Origin of the sequence: Mesorhizobium amorphae CCNWGS0123 (assembly GCF_001686985.1) — a bacterium.
GTDB lineage: Bacteria > Pseudomonadota > Alphaproteobacteria > Rhizobiales > Rhizobiaceae > Mesorhizobium > Mesorhizobium amorphae.
The window spans coordinates 70,005-87,164 of sequence record NZ_CP015322.1 but is presented as its reverse complement, the minus strand read 5'-3'; the positions used below and the strand labels follow the sequence as shown (position 1 = coordinate 87,164).

Annotated in this window: 14 protein-coding genes; 10 read left to right on the top strand and 4 right to left on the bottom strand. The window is 60.1% G+C overall.

What is annotated here, in order from left to right; genetic code table 11:
* Positions 1-61: 61 nt before the first annotated feature.
* On the bottom strand, positions 62-1,027 hold the full coding sequence (locus A6B35_RS30490; RefSeq protein WP_006205539.1) for an NUDIX hydrolase: 966 nt from the start codon (positions 1,025-1,027) through the stop codon (positions 62-64).
* Positions 1,028-1,211: 184 nt separating this feature from the next.
* Here A6B35_RS30490 and panB point away from each other — a divergent pair, with 184 nt between their 5' ends.
* From panB to glmS, 4 genes are all read left to right on the top strand, one after another.
* Positions 1,212-2,048, top strand: a complete 837-nt coding sequence (gene panB / locus A6B35_RS30485; RefSeq protein ID WP_006205540.1) for a 3-methyl-2-oxobutanoate hydroxymethyltransferase — start codon at positions 1,212-1,214, stop codon at positions 2,046-2,048.
* 76 nt (positions 2,049-2,124) lie between these two features.
* The gene (locus tag A6B35_RS30480) at positions 2,125-2,931 is read left to right on the top strand and encodes a pantoate--beta-alanine ligase (RefSeq protein WP_425277678.1); all 807 of its coding nucleotides are present in this window, start codon (positions 2,125-2,127) and stop codon (positions 2,929-2,931) included.
* Positions 2,932-3,155: 224 nt separating this feature from the next.
* Positions 3,156-4,130: a hypothetical protein gene (locus A6B35_RS30475; RefSeq protein ID WP_050900867.1), complete on the top strand. Its 975-nt coding sequence runs from the start codon at positions 3,156-3,158 to the stop codon at positions 4,128-4,130.
* Between the two features lie 763 nt (positions 4,131-4,893).
* A complete protein-coding gene (gene glmS / locus A6B35_RS30470) occupies positions 4,894-6,717 on the top strand; it encodes a glutamine--fructose-6-phosphate transaminase (isomerizing) (RefSeq protein WP_006205542.1) in 1,824 nt (607 codons plus the stop codon).
* 1,222 nt (positions 6,718-7,939) lie between these two features.
* Here glmS and A6B35_RS30465 read toward each other — a convergent pair.
* Complete coding sequence (locus A6B35_RS30465) at positions 7,940-8,191, bottom strand: helix-turn-helix domain-containing protein (protein ID WP_040583815.1); 252 nt, start codon at positions 8,189-8,191, stop codon at positions 7,940-7,942.
* A gap of 425 nt (positions 8,192-8,616) precedes the next feature.
* Between A6B35_RS30465 and A6B35_RS36830 the strand changes: the two genes are divergently transcribed.
* Complete coding sequence (locus A6B35_RS36830) at positions 8,617-8,868, top strand: DUF6074 family protein (RefSeq protein ID WP_081482266.1); 252 nt, start codon at positions 8,617-8,619, stop codon at positions 8,866-8,868.
* Between the two features lie 849 nt (positions 8,869-9,717).
* Here A6B35_RS36830 and A6B35_RS30460 read toward each other — a convergent pair.
* Positions 9,718-10,107, bottom strand: coding sequence for a hypothetical protein (locus A6B35_RS30460; RefSeq protein WP_006205544.1), 390 nt, complete (start codon positions 10,105-10,107; stop codon positions 9,718-9,720).
* A gap of 427 nt (positions 10,108-10,534) precedes the next feature.
* Here A6B35_RS30460 and queC point away from each other — a divergent pair, with 427 nt between their 5' ends.
* The 3 genes from queC to queE are packed head-to-tail and all read left to right on the top strand — an operon-like array spanning position 10,535 to position 12,320.
* Positions 10,535-11,233, top strand: a complete 699-nt coding sequence (queC, locus tag A6B35_RS30455; RefSeq protein ID WP_006205545.1) for a 7-cyano-7-deazaguanine synthase QueC — start codon at positions 10,535-10,537, stop codon at positions 11,231-11,233.
* A complete protein-coding gene (queD, locus tag A6B35_RS30450; RefSeq protein ID WP_006205546.1) occupies positions 11,233-11,589 on the top strand; it encodes a 6-carboxytetrahydropterin synthase QueD in 357 nt (118 codons plus the stop codon). The genes queC and queD overlap by 1 nt, the downstream gene beginning before the upstream one ends.
* On the top strand, positions 11,586-12,320 hold the full coding sequence (queE, locus tag A6B35_RS30445) for a 7-carboxy-7-deazaguanine synthase QueE (RefSeq protein WP_040583817.1): 735 nt from the start codon (positions 11,586-11,588) through the stop codon (positions 12,318-12,320). The genes queD and queE overlap by 4 nt, the downstream gene beginning before the upstream one ends.
* Positions 12,321-12,684: 364 nt before the next feature.
* Here queE and A6B35_RS36825 read toward each other — a convergent pair whose 3' ends face one another.
* Positions 12,685-13,140, bottom strand: coding sequence for a hypothetical protein (locus tag A6B35_RS36825; RefSeq protein ID WP_244426062.1), 456 nt, complete (start codon positions 13,138-13,140; stop codon positions 12,685-12,687).
* Positions 13,141-13,266: 126 nt separating this feature from the next.
* Here A6B35_RS36825 and A6B35_RS30430 point away from each other — a divergent pair, with 126 nt between their 5' ends.
* Positions 13,267-16,566 (top strand): molybdopterin-dependent oxidoreductase, encoded by a 3,300-nt coding sequence (locus tag A6B35_RS30430; RefSeq protein ID WP_342342498.1) that lies wholly within the window; start codon positions 13,267-13,269, stop codon positions 16,564-16,566.
* Entirely contained in the window at positions 16,563-16,724 is a 162-nt protein-coding gene (locus A6B35_RS37420; RefSeq protein ID WP_157999224.1) for a 2Fe-2S iron-sulfur cluster-binding protein, read from the top strand. The genes A6B35_RS30430 and A6B35_RS37420 overlap by 4 nt, the downstream gene beginning before the upstream one ends.
* Positions 16,725-17,160 lie beyond the last annotated feature (436 nt).

Below are 17,160 nucleotides of genomic sequence, written 5' to 3'. Positions count from 1 at the left end.
GAGCCTCCGATTATAGTCTACAAGAATATAAGGTATATATCCTTTATGACTATAAGGGATGTCAAGCCCGCATAAGCGGCAATTTTGTCCCGGCCACCGGCCTCTCGTCGAGAATGTCGTGGCGGAAGCGGTAGAGCTGCGCCGGCCGGCCTCCGGTTTCGGTGGTCGTCTCCCCGGTCTTTTCGACCAGCTCCTGCTGTTCGATGAGCCGGCGAAAATTTGGTTTGTTGATGAGTCTGCCCGAGAGCGCTTCAACGGTTTGCTGCAACTGCAAGAGCGTAAAAAGCGGCGGCATCAGTTCGAACACGACGGGTCGGTATTTGATTTTGGAGCGCAGCCGCGCAATAGCCGTTGCTAGGATACGGCGATGATCGGCGATCATGGATTTACTTGGAACCGCGGTGGGCGCGGCTGAAGGTCCGACACGCACCGCTTCCTCCACAAGCGCTGCCTCATAGAGAAGCTCATAACGCTGCAGCGCGAACTCTTCGTTCCATGACCGGTCGTCGAAGCCGAAGGCGACAGCCGCGCGCCGCTGGCGGTCAAGCCGTACGGCTGTGTCGTCAGCGCTGCCCGCCCACTCCCTCAGACGTGGCCGCAGATCTTCCAACACCGCCGTCGGCGCGCCGGAGCGATGATCCTCCCATGGAAAATAGTCGTACCAGCTTGCCCAGCAGCGCTTGGCTGCGGCGCCCAGGTCTTCGGCCTGTGTGAGCGCGAGATAGCTGATCGAGATGACGCGCTCCTCAGCGCCGATCCTGTCGCGATCGGCGAAAGTGTAGAGTTGTTCGATATAGCCGAGCGGGTGGCCGGTCTGTTGTTCGACCCATCCCCTGAGGCCGGACTGCAGTGAGCGGTGAGCAAGTTCGAACGGACCTGATGGCAGGGCGTTTGCCTGCGGGATGGTGAGAACGCAGGGAACACTGTTGTTCATGGCGACGACGACGGCGATCAGGTCCGCATTGACGTTGTTGCCCCTCTTCCCTCCAGATTTGAGTTGCCTGGTCGGCTTTCCCTGATGGTCCATGATCCCTGATCCGGCTGGGCTGAGTTACGCTTACGGAAGCAGCTGAACCGATTTAGATTGGTTTTCCACGATAATGTCGGCGCGTCAACATCGTGCCCGTGCGTGATTTTAGCTCTTCGCACCTGCACACAAATGTGCCAAACGCGACACCCACGGTTGGTAACGTTAGGGAAGGAGGCGCGGGTTGAGCGCAGTTGGTGATACAAAGGCGATTACACCGCCAGATATTCGCTTCCGGAAAGGCCAGGCGCCGCTCGTCTGCCTGACGGCATATACCGCGCCGATCGCGAAGCTGGTTGATCGACACTGCGACATCGTTCTCGTCGGCGACAGCGTAGGCATGGTGCTGCACGGCCTGTCGTCGACCCTGGGCGTCACCCTCGACATGATGATCATGCACGGCCAGGCCGTGCGGCGCGGGCTCAAGCGCGCGCTCTTGGTCGTCGACCTGCCGTTCGGCTCCTACGAAGAGGGGCCGGAGCAGGCGTTCCGTAACGCTGCCCGCCTGATGGGAGAGGCCGGTTGTGCGGCAGTCAAGATCGAGGGCGGCGAGAACATGGCAGCAACCATCCGCTTCCTGACGGCTCGCGGCGTCCCGGTGATGGCCCATATCGGGCTGACTCCGCAGGCGGTGAACACATTGGGCGGCTATCGCTTGCAGGGACGGGGAGACGATGCGGACCGGATCAGGCGTGACGCCGCTTCGGTCACGGATGCCGGCGCTTTTTCGGTGGTCCTGGAGAAAGTGCCCGAGCCGCTTGCACGGCGGATCACCGCAGAGATCGCCATCCCCACAATCGGCATCGGCGCCTCGCCAGCGTGTGATGGCCAGATTCTGGTGGTCGACGACCTTCTGGGCATGTTCACCGACTTTCGACCGAAATTCGTCAAGCGCTATGCCGAACTAGGCGCTGGGGCCGAGGCGGCGATTGCCGCCTACGCCGCCGACGTGAGGGAACGGCGCTTTCCTTCCGCCGAACATGTTTACGCCACCGCCTCGAAGGCTGGAGAGGTCGCGTGAGCGTGGCAATCGCTCGAACTGTTACCGAGCTTCACGCTATGTGGCGGGATGGGGCCGCCCGGGCGCAAGTGTCGCGATGGTGCCGACCATGGGGGCATTGCATGAAGGACATCTGAGCCTCGTGCGTGCAGCGCTTGAGAAGGCCGATCGGGTAATCGTGACGCTGTTCGTCAACCCGAAACAGTTCAACAATGCCGCCGACATTGCGACCTATCCCCGGACAGAAGACGAAGATGCCGCAAAGCTCGTGCCGCAGAGTGCGCATTTACTCTATGTGCCGGATGCTGGGGCGATGTACCCGGAAGCCTTCGCCACGTTTCGGTGTCCGGTGTCGGCGACGGCCTGTGCGGCACCTTCCGGCGGGGCCATTTCGATGGCGTGGCGACCGTCGTCGCCAAGCTCTGCCTGCAGACCGGCGCTGACTTCGGCTTCTTTGGCGAGAAGGACTTTCAACAGCTTCAGCCTGGTCAGGCGCATGGTCCGTGACCTGGGAATTCCTATCACGATTGTTCCCTGTCCGACAGTCCGCGAAGCCGACGGTCTTGCACTATCATCGCACTATGTCCGGCTGTCGCCAGTGGAGCGTGCTGTTGTGCCCAAATTACCAACGGTCTTGCTCGAGACGGCTGAGGGGCTTGCGCGCGGCTCGCCTGTCCTGCCAACGCTTGCCGAAGCGCGCGAAGCAATTCTGGCTGCAGGCTATCGCGAGGACGAATACCTCGAACTTCGCGACGAGGCAGATTTGCGACCGACGACAATTCTTGACCGACCGGCACGCTTGGTGGTCGCGACCTGGGATCGCCAGTTCCCTGTTCGGGCGCGGCCTGTTGAAGAAGATCGGGCTCACCCGTTCGCGATCAGGTGCGTGCGCGATCCAACGTAGCTGCCACCTGAGGGGCGGCGGCTATAGACAGTTCCTGGCGTAATTGGTCACAGCTTCGTAACTGACTGGTCGACAATGCAATTGCCAGCGAGGTTATTGTGCATTGCACAAAACCTGATGCGCGGTTAGCCTTCTTCCATAGCGGGAATCGGGTTTGGGTAATACGGGACGAAGCACTGAGAACCGGTGCTTCGTTGATAGTGCATTCATACCTAAGGATCCTGATCACCGTGAAGAACCCCGACAAAGCCGGCGCCACAAGTCTGGAGGCGATCGCGCGGAACGGCAGCATGCTGCGTCGCATCGCCATACGCATTCCGACCTATCTGTCGGATCTTCGTGAAAACCCAGCGTGGCTGCCGATGTTCATGCTCGCCCGCACGATGCCGGCAAGGAAAATGCACTGGCGTGGTGCAAAGCCTGTTCGAGCGTCGCAGAAAGCCCAGGACACAATGTTTGTCGGCGTCAATCGCCGGGACGTCGTTGACGCGCTGCGGTCGGATGGGCTTTTTTCCGGACTCGTTTTGCCGACATTTGTCCATGAGGAGATCGCAGCCTTCGCGCGGTGCACACCTTGCTTCGGCAACTTCGATCGTCGTCTAGAATTCATGCCGACGGAACATGCGAAGGCTGAGGCCCAGTTCAGCCGTCCGTTACTCAGCGGGCACTATTTCGAACGCATCCTCGGCTGCACGGCAGCGGTCGCCATCCAGAACGACCCGCTGCTACTCGACATTGCAGCCCACTATCTCGGCGCTCAGGCGAAACTGATCACCACCCGTGTCTGGTGGAGCTTTCCGACCGGCCAAGCCTCCGACGCGGAGAAGAACCTTGCCTCCCTCGACAAATACCACTTCGACCTCGACGATTGGCGGATGCTCAAGTTCTTCTTTTACCTGATGCCGGTCGACGAAGGCACTGGCCCGCATGTCTATGTGCGCGGCAGCCACAAGCGCCGCAGCCTCAAGCATCAGTTGACCTTGCTTGTCGGCCATTCGGCCGAGGAAGTCCTCAAGTTCTACGGCGGCGACAGCCCGGTCACGCTGACCGGCGAGGCCGGCCTCGGCTTTGTTGAGGATCCGTTCGGCTTCCATATGGGCACCGTGCCTTTACGCACGCCGCGGCTGATGATGGAAGTTGGCTTCGGTGTTTCGCCACCCTCGCGCCGACGATTCCATGGCGAGCCGGTTGTCCGCTGATCTAAAAGAAGTCCCTAGACAGCCTTCCTGAGTGAAGGCCGATGCCTCGCAAGACAATAAAGCCACAGCGTCATCCTGAGTGATCGGCATCCACGGTTGGCGTTTTCCGCCACATGTGCCCATTCATTGGGGATGATCGCCAAAGCGACATGGATTCCTCGGGGCTTCTGCTACTCAAGTGCAGGGAGCCATCGCTCCATTCCATCTGCTCGATATTGTATTGCTCAGAGGCCACACGAGCCTACCAGTCGGCGGGAAGTAACCCTTCTCCTGCTCCCATGTCCACGGGCGGCAGAACCAGCGAACATCCCTTCCGCCGTGGATGCCGCGGCAGCCATCCGTTGACATGAGGGCGGACCGACAATCGCGCTGCGCATGGATCCCGTGACAATGTCTGCTGATCGAGGCTCGGATAATCATCAAGGATCTGCCGACGCGAGTGGGTTGAGAACATCGGGGACTGCAACGGCGGTTGCGTTGGGAATTCCCTGGCCGAAGGCCGCGCTGATGCCCGCTGAGCTGCTTCGGGCCGCAGGCGTGCGCCTGCGTTCACCTCATGAGAGCGTCAAGCGCAACGAGGCGATTTAAATCAGGGCCCTCAAACGAATCTTCATCTATCCACAGTATGGATGGCAGCCATTATAACTATCAATTTTACCAATATAACTGGATGCTACTATAACATCCATGATCAAAGCGAGCAGGTAAACGTCTCCGTGATTGCTGTGGGGCTGACGCTGACGGGAAGAATTCGGGGACGAACATGTGCGGGATTGTTGGCATCGTTGGGCTACAGCCAGTGTCGGAGCGGTTGGTCGACGCGTTGAAGCGCCTGGAATATCGCGGCTATGATTCAGCCGGCGTTGCGACGATCACCGAGGGTGCCTTGCACCGCCGGCGCGCAGAGGGAAAGCTTGTCAATCTCGAAAAGAGGCTGAAGGACGAGCCGCTGAGCGGCACCATCGGCATCGGCCACACGCGTTGGGCAACCCATGGCGCATCGACGGAACGCAATGCGCACCCACACTTTACCGACGGTGTGGCCGTCGTTCATAACGGCATCATCGAGAATTTCGCCGAGCTGAAGGACGAATTGACGGCGGCGGGAGCCAAGTTCCAGACCGACACCGACACCGAGGTTGTCTCGCATCTCTTGGCAAGACACCGCCGCGAGGGCATGACGAGGCAAGAGGCGATGCGTGCCATGCTGAAACGCGTCAAAGGCGCGTACGCGCTTGCCATCCTCTTCGAGGATGATCCGTCAACCATCATGGCGGCGCGCAACGGACCACCGCTGGCGATCGGTCACGGCGACAGTGAGATGTTCCTGGGCTCCGACGCGATCGCACTTGCTCCCTTCACGAATGAAATCACTTATCTTATCGACGGCGACTGGGCCGTTATCAGCAACACGGGCGCGCATATCTTCGATTTCGATGGCGATCCTGTCGAGCGTGCGCGCCAGACCTCCATCGCCGCGGCCTATCTGGTCAACAAGGGCAACCATCGCCACTTCATGGAGAAGGAAATTTACGAGCAGCCCGACGTCATCGCCCAAGCGCTCGGTCATTATATCAACATCATAGACAATCACGCTGATACGGTTTCTAGCATCGATTTCGCCAGGATACCGAGCTTGGCGATCTCTGCCTGCGGAACCGCGTATCTCGCCGGATCGATCGGAAAACACTGGTTCGAGCGCTACGCGCGCCTACCGGTCGAAATCGACGTTGCGTCCGAATTCCGTTACCGCGAGATCCCGTTGTCGCCGCAGTCGGCGGCTCTTTTCATTTCGCAGTCTGGCGAAACCGCCGATACGCTAGCGTCGCTGAGGTACTGCAAGGAGCTTGGGTTGAAAATTGGCGCCGTCGTCAATGCTGGCGAATCGACCATCGCTCGGGAGGCCGATGCGGTCTTCCCGATCCTTGCCGGCCCGGAGATCGGCGTGGCCTCCACCAAGGCTTTCACCTGCCAGCTTGCCGTTCTTGCCGCACTCGCCATCGGCGCCGCCAGGGCCCGCGGAACCGTAACCGAAGACGAGGTGCAGGCTCTCGTCAGGAGCCTCGCCGAAATGCCGCGCATCATGGGCCAGGTACTAAACAGCATCCAGCCGGAGATCGAACTCCTGTCGCGCGAACTGTCAAAATTTCATAACGTCCTGTACCTCGGCCGTGGCACCAGTGTCCCACTGGCGATGGAAGGTGCGCTGAAGCTCAAGGAGATTTCCTACATCCATGCCGAGGGCTATGCAGCGGGTGAATTGAAGCACGGCCCGATCGCATTGGTAGACGAGAACATGCCAGTGATCGTCATCGCGCCACATGATCGCTTTTTCGACAAGACCGTCTCCAACATGCAGGAGGTGGCTGCCCGTGGAGGTCGGATTATCCTCATCACCGATGAAACAGGGGCGGCCGCATCGAAACTCGACACGATGCACACGATCGTACTGCCGGCCGTCGACGAGATTATCGCGCCGATGATCTTTTCGCTGCCGATACAGCTTCTTGCCTATCACACGGCGCTCTTCATGGGCACAGATGTCGACCAGCCACGCAATCTCGCAAAATCGGTCACCGTCGAATGATTGTGGCGCTTTACAGGTCGCAACGTTTCGCCCATCCGAAACTGCCAACATCTTTGTCTTTAGACCCGAAGCCCAGATGACCATTATTGCTCGCCGCAATTTCGGGAAACTCGCAGTCGCTGCAGTCATGAAAATCGCCTTCCTTTTTCGGCAGGTCGCATGATTGCGCAGGGCAACCGGATAGAGCTTGCTGAAGCTGGCGTCAGTACGGCCGTCCGGCAATACATGTCCCCTGGCCGTTGATTGCAAGAATGCGGTCGTTCAGAGTTGGGTTGGCTCGTGTCAGACCGTCGCCGCCGCTTCCTCTTTCGGATGCATGTGGCCGATGGGTTCCAGAGTTCGAACTCGGCAAATCGCAGGAAACCCTGTTCTGCGATGCGCCGGCCTGCTCGCACCAAGTTGCAACCGGGTTGAGCCGCTTCGCGCGGCAGCCCAGTGACAACTGGCCTATGAGGCGAGCACGAACGAGGCATCAATCCGCGCTCCAGCATATTGGTCGAGACACCCATGATGACTATGGCGGCTGTGCCGACGAGCAATAGCCGGAACGAGAACGCGGCAACCGCACCGTTGGCCTAAGGCGGCAGTTGGCGGCTCGACGCTGAAGCTGCTGGGCAACCAGGCGGCCGACGACTATCGATGGCTGAAGCCGATGATCTGCACCCTATGGTGCCTTTGATCTCCATCTCGCGCAGCGGATTGCTTTCGACGTGAAACGGGCCGCCTGGATTGAAAAGACGCAGCCCTATTGGGGCCATCGCTTTTGCCACTCTCGTCAAAGGTATCAAGGATGACGCCATAGGCCGTTGAGTACCCGGGACTGGCTTCGATGGCTCGCCACCGTCGCGTGCATAAGGGATGTCTTTGAAGCGCCAGTAGCCGTGGAGCAGCTTGCCGGACAGCGACCAAGCATGCCGCGTTCATTTTCCCCAGCACGGGTATGCTCGGCAAGTTGCACGAAACGCTGGCATTGTCTTTCGCTGGCATTGACTTTCAAAGACGACGGCAGCGGACGCAGATAGGCAAAGGTGACCAAGGAGGTTGTCAGAACCCGCGGCACTTTCGGCTATCCTCGGCCGGCCATCTCAGGGAAAGGAACCAAGATGTCGGCTTCACCATCCAGCATTCCATACGCCTGGCCAGAAGCGCAACGCCAATGTTTCGACTATCCGTCGCAAACCACATAGCACAGGTCGCGGTGTCCAACTCACATACCCACTGATCACGCAGCGTCCAATATGTCCGACTCTTCAAGAATTCCCACAGGCAGGGACAGCGATCTGGCGATGCGATGCCGATAGCCCTTGTTGTACCTCAGACCCGACTCGATGTTTTGGATTTCCTCAGCGGCTAGCCCGCATGCCACCGCCAGGTCCTCGATCGTATATCCGAGGTGCTCACGATAAGCGCGAATGACGTGGGTTCCCTCCGATATAGCCTTCAAAACCGGCTCGGGAATGCGCGAAGCCTTCATAAACACCTCCAAGAAGACCAGGGCACCTGACAAATCGGGAGACTTCTTCCCCCGATCTGGCGCTCCCGGCAATTCAAATAAATGGACGTCGATTCGGCCGATAGGCCCCATCCATGGAATGGGCCACCTGAAATTGGCGGCCAAATCGGGATATGGCGGTTCAGCTGGTTCTGATCAAGTCCAAGAACCTGCCCTAAGAGGGGCCTGATCGGCTGAAGCATCACTCCCTGCGATTCCGCGGCTTGTCATCGCCGATGGCTTTTGCTGAACAGGAACTCGAACTCGCGCCTGCCGCCACGTCCAGTTGCCTGTGCACCGAGCCTGGCGGACGCTTACTCCATTGCTGACCACCGTCAAAAAAGCCCTGTTAACCAGATTTTTAATCCGCCAATCCTTATTCGCAGACTGAAAGGGTGAGGTGACCGATGTGTGATTCAAACATAAGCGCGTTTCCGCTGCATCGACGGCGGAAATTGGTCGAAGGTATTGCCCGGGTCCTGCAATCCAGGAACAGAAAGGACGCACACGAGTTCTGGCGCAGCACCGCCAAGAAAATTCTCGTTCAACTGTCCGAATCGGGAATTGCACCGGGGCTCGCCGAACAGGAAGTTAGAATGCTTCTTCATGCTGTCTTAGGCGATATAGCCACCCGCAGTGCTGCGACACGTGCGCGATAGCATCGGCTCGCGACGAAGGGATTGCTGACGGCGTGCTTGTGCTGGTCGGCAGGGCGATACTGACTGGAACATCAAGGTAGCCGGCGAGAGCGGCCGATCACGTTAGCAACGATCTGCCGACATCCCGCGCCGCTCGTACGAGCGCATAGCGCACCCAGACGTTACTGGGTTGACTATAGGCATCTAAATCGCGAAAAGGGGCCGCTCTTCGTGAGTGGCGTGCGCCGGCAGTCTAACCCCAAGCCCCCCGCCCAGGCTGCCGGCGCGCTTCTAGGAATGCCGAGGTAGGGCGCACCGACGCCTCCTTGCCGATCCCCCAGCAGGCAGCCAGTGTGACCGTCGCATGCGCGTAAACTCTTGCGCTTCCTCTGGCGCGTCAAGCCCACCGCCATGGGGTGCGCCAGTTTGGTGTTCACCCACCTGCCACTTGCGATCATGTGTCGACGTGACCGAGCAAGAGCACCGGAAGCTCCTGCCTGCTTGAAAAAAGGCAGGGCGGCGCCACGGCGCCGCTGTTGCCATGTCGGAGTTTCCCTTGGCATAGGATCAGAGCCCTTCGACTTCCGTCAGAAGGAGGCGATGGTGGTCCATTCTCCCGCCTCCGAATTCGGCGGCACCGGGGGCGGCAGGGCCAGGCCCCATTTGCGCGTTGCGAAAACCTCGGTGAATGTTGCTTGATGCCAGGCAGAGACCTCGCTCTAAACGATCGCATCGATGCAACGTAGATTGGTCGCCATGGTCACGGTCACTGCCGCGGTCGCCGGAGCCGTTGTCGAGCACGACTGTCATCCCGGCGATGACGGCGCCGATGTCGCATGCAAAAATCCACAGATTCACTGCGGCCAAATGTTAGCTGCCAAGCATATGCCCGGCCTTTCGCAAGGCGCCCAGAAAGAGACTGGCATGGTCGTCGACATCGATCTTGGCCTGCATCGGCAGGGGCATGCTGGTCCAGTTCTCCAATGGCGCAATGAAACGTGAGAAAGCGCCGTTGACGATGCAATGGCGGGTAACATGGCCTTGTCTGTCCAAAGCCAGCACGCCGGCCTGGTCGCCCGGATATCGGATGGCTGCGACCCGCTGGACCTCAGCGTCGCCGTCGACTCGCACGTCGAAAAGCAGGATACCACGGCTCCTGGCGGCTATCGCCGCGGCTTTTTCAGTGAAGCTTAAGGGGAGTGAGCGGACGCTTTCGACCGCCATCTGGAAAATCATCAAGTCCAGTTCATTTACGGCCATAAGGGTAATTGCGCGCAACACAGGGGTGATTGCAATCGACGCCCACGGCTTGTTCACAGATGTAGGTCCACCGCCGATCATTTAGTTTGGATTTGCCATCGGCCCCTGACCGACGACGTGCTGCGGTTCGAACCGCTCCTGTAGCGGAAGGCGCGGGCAGTTCGTGAAGTTGGGCTTCTGCTCGACGACCGTTAATGACTTCCGTCACTGGAAGTTCGGGATCCGTTGGCGCGTGATTGAACGTCGAGAACCTTGCCGTTTCGTGTGTCCGACTTTTCCAGGCTCAGCGTCACCTGTGAGCCCCGCGCACCGCGGCACGTCAGCGCATCAAACTCGTCCCCCCGTTCACAAACGAGACTCCCTGAGGTACTGCGAGCGCAGAGAAATCTCCGGTCGCAGCCTACCCGGTCAAAACAGGGACCCCACGATGAAGACTCTCGTCATCTGCTCCGGCGGACTGGACTCTGTTTCCCTTGCTCACAAGGTGGCGGCGGAGCACGAACTCGCCGGCCTCCTATCTTTCGATTACGGCCAACGACACAGGAAGGAGTTGCGCTTTGCCGCTCTTTGCGCGGAGCGACTGAGCGTCCCGCACCGCATCATCGACATTCGTGAAATCGGCCGCGGCCTGTCCGGGTCCGCGCTGACGGATAATGTGGCTGTGCCCGACGGCCACTACGCTGAAGACACGATGAAGACCACGGTCGTGCCGAACCGGAACGCCATCATGTTGGCCATCGCCTTCGGTCTCGCGGCCGCTCGCCGCGCTGACGCGGTGGCGACGGCCGTGCATGGTGGGGATCATTTCATCTATCCGGACTGCCGGCCAGCCTTCATCGACGCTTTCCAGGTGATGCAAGACCGTGCGCTCGACGGCTACGCGAACATCCGCCTCTATGCGCCTTATGTGAACCTCACGAAGGCGGACATCGTTGGTGATGGAGCAACATACGGCACGCCATTTGTCGAGACTTGGTCCTGCTACAAGGGCGCCGAGCGTCACTGTGGACGGTGCGGGACCTGCGTCGAGCGGCGCGAGGCGTTTCATCTCTCCGGGTGCCCGGACCCCACCGACTACGAGGACACCGACTTCTGGCTCGAGGCGCTGCGGAGGAGGAGCGTGTAATGTTCCGAATCACCAAGGAATTTCACTTCTCGGCCTCGCATCAGCTCATGTCTTTGCCGCCAGACCACCAGTGCGCGCGCCTGCACGGGCATAACTATATCGTCGAAGTGGAGCTTTCGGCGAAGGAACTGAACGAGCACGGCTTCGTGCGCGACTATCATGACTTGGCACCGCTCAAACGCTATATCGACGAGAGCTTCGACCACCGACATCTCAACGACGTGCTGGGACATGGGCAAGTCACGGCGGAATATCTGGCCAGACATTTTTATGAATGGTGCAAGGCACGCCTGCCCGAAACTTCGGCCGTGCGGGTGAGTGAAACGCCGAAAACATGGGCGGAATGCCGGCCATGACCGATACGCATCCCGCAATCCGCGTGAGTGAGATTTTCGGGCCGACGATCCAGGGCGAGGGAGTACTTATCGGTTTGCCGACCGTCTTCGTCAGAACCGGCGGGTGTGACTATCGCTGTTCCTGGTGCGACAGCCTGCATGCAGTGGACAATCAATTCCGCCATGAATGGGAGACGATGTCCATCGGCGCGGTATGGCAAAACGTGCTTGCGCTTTCCGGTGGCCGCCCGATGATGGTTTCGCTGTCAGGCGGCAATCCGGCCATCCAGCCGCTCGGCGCGCTGATCGAGCGCGGCCATGGTGACGGTTACCGTTTTGCGCTGGAAACCCAAGGGTCGGTGGTCAGGGACTGGTTTGCCGACCTTGACGTGCTGGTCCTCAGCCCAAAGCCGCCCTCAAGCGAAATGACGACCGATTGGGCCGCGCTCGAGGCGTGCCTCCAGGCGGCACAGGGGAAGCCGCAAATCGTGCTCAAGCTCGTTGTTTTCGATGAGAGTGACTACGCCTTCGCGAAAGACACCGCCGCCAGATTTCCTCGACTTCCGATCTATCTGCAACCTGGCAATCACACGCCGCCACGTCCGGGAAATGAACAGGCGCCTGTCGACCTTGAAGGAATAGTGAAACGCATGGAGTGGCTGGTTGATAACGTGACCCGCGACAGGTGGTTCGAAGCCCGCGTGCTGCCGCAGCTGCATGTTATGCTCTGGGGTAACAAGAGAGGCGTCTAGCCTGCCCCGGCTTTTTCACGCAAACTGCGCCTGCGGATATTCGGTTGGACGGTTGGCTATGTTCGACGGCGCAATCGGAAGACCTGGGGACTGCTGTCGCCGGCACCAAGAGCGTGGCCAGCTGCTTCGATAGTTCCCTCCCGATTCGGACTGTTGCCAAGGCGTCGACGAGTGTCGGCCTTGTTGGCGCAGATAGCGAATACGGTTGGCGCTTGCGATCAGGAGCAGTTCTACCTTCGAGGTCGTTTCTCACCCACTAAATTGGAGCCATCCGGGCTGTGCTGGCAACTGTCGAGGCCGCGGGCGCAGTTCTGGTCGATATTGAGATTCCCGATCTGATTGATCACATCGCCAAGACCTCGCTCTATGGCTGCCATTCCAGGCACGACATCAATGTCTTTTTGGCCTCGCGGCCCAATATGCCGACCGGCTCGCTCGAGGAAATCAAGGCAATGGTACCTACGATCCTGCGGTCGACCTGCTGGTTGGCATTTTCGACGGGCCAAACAAGCCGGAGGACGATCCGGACTACTATTTCAAGCTCGCCGCACGTGACCGCTTCCAGCGCGTTAGCAAACATGCGCTCGACGCCATCGTCTTCCCCTCGGTGCAGGTGCTTCCGCCGCTTCAGGACGAGATTCGCGCCGGCAACCATCCGTGTCTGACCTTCCCGACCAACACGCTGATTGGGTCGCAGACCTGGTTGCCCTCGATCTGCCTGCCCGCAGGCTTCTGTCAGGGCATTCCGGTTGGCCTCGAACTGCTCGTCCAGCCCTACCGGGAGGCCAATCTGTTCCGCCTCGGATACGGTTTCGAGCAAACGACCAAATATCGCAGGCCGCCAGTCTTCGATTAGTCCCTTCCGCCATTCGGGCTGCTGGCTGCCTGCACGAACTACTGAGCGGCCCGGCTAGGCGGATTTGGTCTGTTCCCATGGGAGGCCCATTTGACCACTACCATCCCGGGCTATTGCACGCTTTGCCGGTCGCGTTGCGGCACGTTGAATGAGGTAGACCGCGAGATGTTGATTGCGGTACGCCCCGATCCGTCTCACCCCACTGGCCAGGCCATGTGCATGAAGGGTCATGCCGCGCCGGAGATCGTTCACAGCCCGCATCGCCAGCTTTATCCGCTCAGGCGCACCACGCCCAAGGGCTCAGCCGGTCCAGGCTGGCAGCGCATCACCTGGGAAGAAGCACTCTCCGAGACAGCTCGGCGTCTTGGCGAAATCAAGGCCGAAAGCGGCGCTGAAGCAGTGGCCTTCGCCATCACATCGCCGAGCGGCACGCCGCTGTCTGACAGTATCGACTGGATCGAGCGTTTCATACGTCATTTCGGTAGTCCAAACATCTGCTTCGCCACCGAGATTTGCAACTGGCATAAGGACTTCGCCCACGCCTTCACCTTCGGTTGCGCTATGCCGACCGCGGATTATGAGAATGCCGACACGATCCTGCTCTGGGGCCACAATCCGGCCAATACATGGCTGGCGCAGGCCCATGCCATCGGACGCGGCCGCAAGAAGGGCGCCGCCATGGTGGTGGTCGATCCGCGTCCCATAGCACTGGCGCACCAAGCCGACGTCTGGCTGCCTGTCCGGCCGGGAACCGACGCCGCGCTCGCGCTCGGCCTGATCCGCATGCTCATCGAAACACGCCGCTACGATGAAGACTTCGTTCGACGCTGGACGAATGGGCCATTTCTGGTGCGCACCGATAACGGCACCCTGCTTCGAGCGCGCGATCTTTTACCGGGCGACGAGACTGAGCGCTACATCGTCTGGGACGAGCAGGCCGGATGTCCTATCGCGATCGATCCGGGTGCAGTGCGATCATCCATCGATCCGCAGCGCTTGGCACTGCGCGGCACCTTCACCGTCACTCTTGAAGCAGACGGACAACGCGTCGATATCGGCTGCATGCCAGCCTTCGAGCATCTGACACGCGAGGCTGAACCCTACGACGCGCTGCATGTGCAAGCCGTCACCAACGTACCCCCGGAGGCGCTGAGGGCGGCGGCCGACCTCCTCTGCGGGGGACGGCGTATCGCCTACCACGCCTGGAGCGGACTGGCACAGCACACCAACGCGACACAGGCCGATCGCGCAGTTGCTACACTCTACGCGCTCAGCGGCAGTTTCGATCGCATCGGCGGCAACCGTATCAGGCGCAGTCCACCCTACAATCCCGTCAACGCTTTCGGCTACATCCCGAAGGAGCAAATGGCGAAGGCCCTCGGCATCTCCGAACGGCCGATCGGCCCGCCCGCAATGGGCTGGGTCACCGCCCGCGACCTTTACCGGGCTGTGTCGGAAGGCGTGCCTTACAAGGTGCGCGGGATGATGGCGTTCGGCACGAACCTGTCGCTTTCGCAGGCGGATAGCAGGACGGCCGAAGCGGCGCTCAAGGCACTCGAATTCCATGTCCATTGCGATCTCTTCGAGACACCGGCCGCGCGTAACGCCGATATTTTTCTGCCGGTGAATTCTCCCTGGGAGCATGAGGGCCTCCGCATCGGCTTCGAGATCAGCGCCGCCGCCGCCTCCCTTATCCAGCTTCGCCCGCGGATGGTCGCTCCGCGTGGCCAGTCCCGCTCCGACAACGATATCGTCTTCGATCTTGCCAGCCGACTCGGCATGGGAGACGCATTCTTCGGCGGAAGTCTCGAGGCGGGCTGGAACCACATGCTGGCTCCGCTCGGCCTGACCGTGGATGAGCTGCGCGCGGCGCCCCGGGGCCTACGATGGCCGGTTGACGCGCCTGAGCGGAAATTTGCGCTGACACTTGCCGACGACCCCGAAAAGATACGCGGCTTCGACACGGAGACGCGTCGCGTCGAACTCTATTCCGAACGTCTGCATCGATGCGGCCAGCCGGCTATCGCCAGCTATGTTCCGCCGGCGGAACGTACCGGACCGGACAACATCCGCCGAGGCCGGAAGTATCCGTTAATCCTTAGTTCGGCGAAAAACGGCCTCTACTGCCACAGTCAGCACCGCAGCCTGGCTTCGCTGCGAAAGCGCGCGCCCGAGCCGATTGCCGAAATCAGCCCAGCGCTCTCAGCCGCGCGGGGCATCGCTGAAGGCGACGGGATCAGGATATCCACCCGAGAAGGCCAGGCGCGCTTCATAACCCGGGTCACGCCGGGCCTTGCCGATGACATCGTCGTTGCCGAATTCGGCTGGTGGCAGGCCTGCCCGGAGCTCGACCGCCCCGCTCTCGCCATCGAAGGTGGCGAAGGCAGCAATTTCAACAGCCTGATCTCTGGAGATGCCAGTGATCCCGTTAGCGGATCGACGCCGCTCCGATCCTTTCTCTGCGATATCGAGCCCGATCCGTTGTCGCAGAAGGGCCAGCGGCGGTGGCAGGGCTACCTGCCATTTCGCGTCTCCGCGCTCCAAGCCGACGCCGAAGGTGTCATGCGCGTTTGTCTCACAGCAGTGAACGGCGAGGCACTACCGGATTTCCACCCCGGGCAGCATGTAGAGATCAGAGCCCGGATCGGATCGGCGGTGGTCAGTCGAGCCTATTCGCTCATCGATGCCGCGCGCGTCGACCAGCGCCAGACCTATAACATCACCGTCCGGCTTCGGAACGTCGTTCTTGAGGACAGCACGGCGGTGTTCGGCGTTATGTCGAACCATATCCATACCGAACTGGCTGTCGGCGAAATCGTCGAATTGAAGTCACCGTCAGGCAGTTTCGTCCTGCCGCGCCAATCTCCGCAGCCGATGATATTGATGGCCAGCGGCATTGGCATCACGCCATTCATGAGTCTGCTGGAGTCTCTGCCGGACGGTGATCCAGCGGAAATCTGGCTCCATTATGGAAACACTAACAGCCGTACACATGCCTTCAGCGAGCGCATTGCCTTCCACGAACAGCGGCTACCGGGACTGACGGTCGTCAATTACTACAGCAAGCCGCTTGCCACGGACCGGCGCGGCGTAAACCACCAGGCGACAGGCCGGATCAGCGCAACCGTGGTTGCAGACGACCTCATTGCGCGCCGCGCCCGAGTCTATATGTGCGGGTCGGCGCCGATGATGGAGGACGTAAGAACAGGTTTGGTCGCGCGCGGGCTGCCGGCCTTCGATATTTTCAGCGAGGCCTTCACTTCTCCTGCAACTGCGATGGTCGATGACGGCAAGACGTTTCGGGTGTCCTTCAGTCTCTCGCGCAAGCAACGGATACATGGTCTCCTGCAAGCGGCCCGCTGCTCAGTTTTGGTGAAGCACTGGGCGTGAATCTGCCGAGCGGGTGCCGGGTCGGGCAATGCGAAAGCTGCGAAGTCCGCATTCTGTCGGGCAATGTCCGTCATTTGCATGGAAGCGAGCCGGATGATCACACCGTCTGCCTGACTTGTCAGGCAGTGCCGATAACCGACATTGTCCTTGATGCCTGACTTAGCGGATCCCAGTACGGCTGTCTTCTCGACAAAATTGTCCAGCCGCACCGGAGGAGCAAGGCAGCCAAGCGTCTGCTAATTCGGTGAACGAAGACGCAGAGTTTTTCCTCACGCTGATCGTCTGCGACGGGTCTTGTTTCTCTAGAGCAACACGGCTGCCGGTGATAGCTACGGGAAAACATCACGCAAAAGAACATGCGCAGCGTCAATGGCGAGGATGAATCATGGAATCCGAACATATTAGATTTTGAGCGTGCTGCCGCGGCGCGGATACTGGCCGCAAGAAGCTTAAGGATGACGGCTCAACCGCTCGCTTCGAAACAAAAAGGCCCGTCCGGAGGCGTGCCCGCTGCCGGTAAGACGTAGGACGGCCAAGGCGCGAGCCGACGAGGCCAAGTGGCTGTTATAATGAGCTGCTACACCGTTACCTCAC

Bases quoted from the DNA above. Each gene is read 5' to 3' on its own strand.
- A6B35_RS30490 (WP_006205539.1), bottom strand. From the start codon at position 1,027: ATGGACCATCAGGGAAAGCCGACCAGGCAACTCAAATCTGGAGGGAAG.
- A6B35_RS30480 (WP_425277678.1), top strand. From the start codon at position 2,125: ATGGTGCCGACCATGGGGGCATTGCATGAAGGACATCTGAGCCTCGTG.
- glmS (WP_006205542.1), top strand. From the start codon at position 4,894: ATGTGCGGGATTGTTGGCATCGTTGGGCTACAGCCAGTGTCGGAGCGG.
- A6B35_RS30465 (WP_040583815.1), bottom strand. From the start codon at position 8,191: ATGAAGGCTTCGCGCATTCCCGAGCCGGTTTTGAAGGCTATATCGGAG.
- A6B35_RS36830 (WP_081482266.1), top strand. From the start codon at position 8,617: ATGTGTGATTCAAACATAAGCGCGTTTCCGCTGCATCGACGGCGGAAA.
- A6B35_RS30460 (WP_006205544.1), bottom strand. From the start codon at position 10,107: ATGGCCGTAAATGAACTGGACTTGATGATTTTCCAGATGGCGGTCGAA.
- queC (WP_006205545.1), top strand. From the start codon at position 10,535: ATGAAGACTCTCGTCATCTGCTCCGGCGGACTGGACTCTGTTTCCCTT.
- queD (WP_006205546.1), top strand. From the start codon at position 11,233: ATGTTCCGAATCACCAAGGAATTTCACTTCTCGGCCTCGCATCAGCTC.
- queE (WP_040583817.1), top strand. From the start codon at position 11,586: ATGACCGATACGCATCCCGCAATCCGCGTGAGTGAGATTTTCGGGCCG.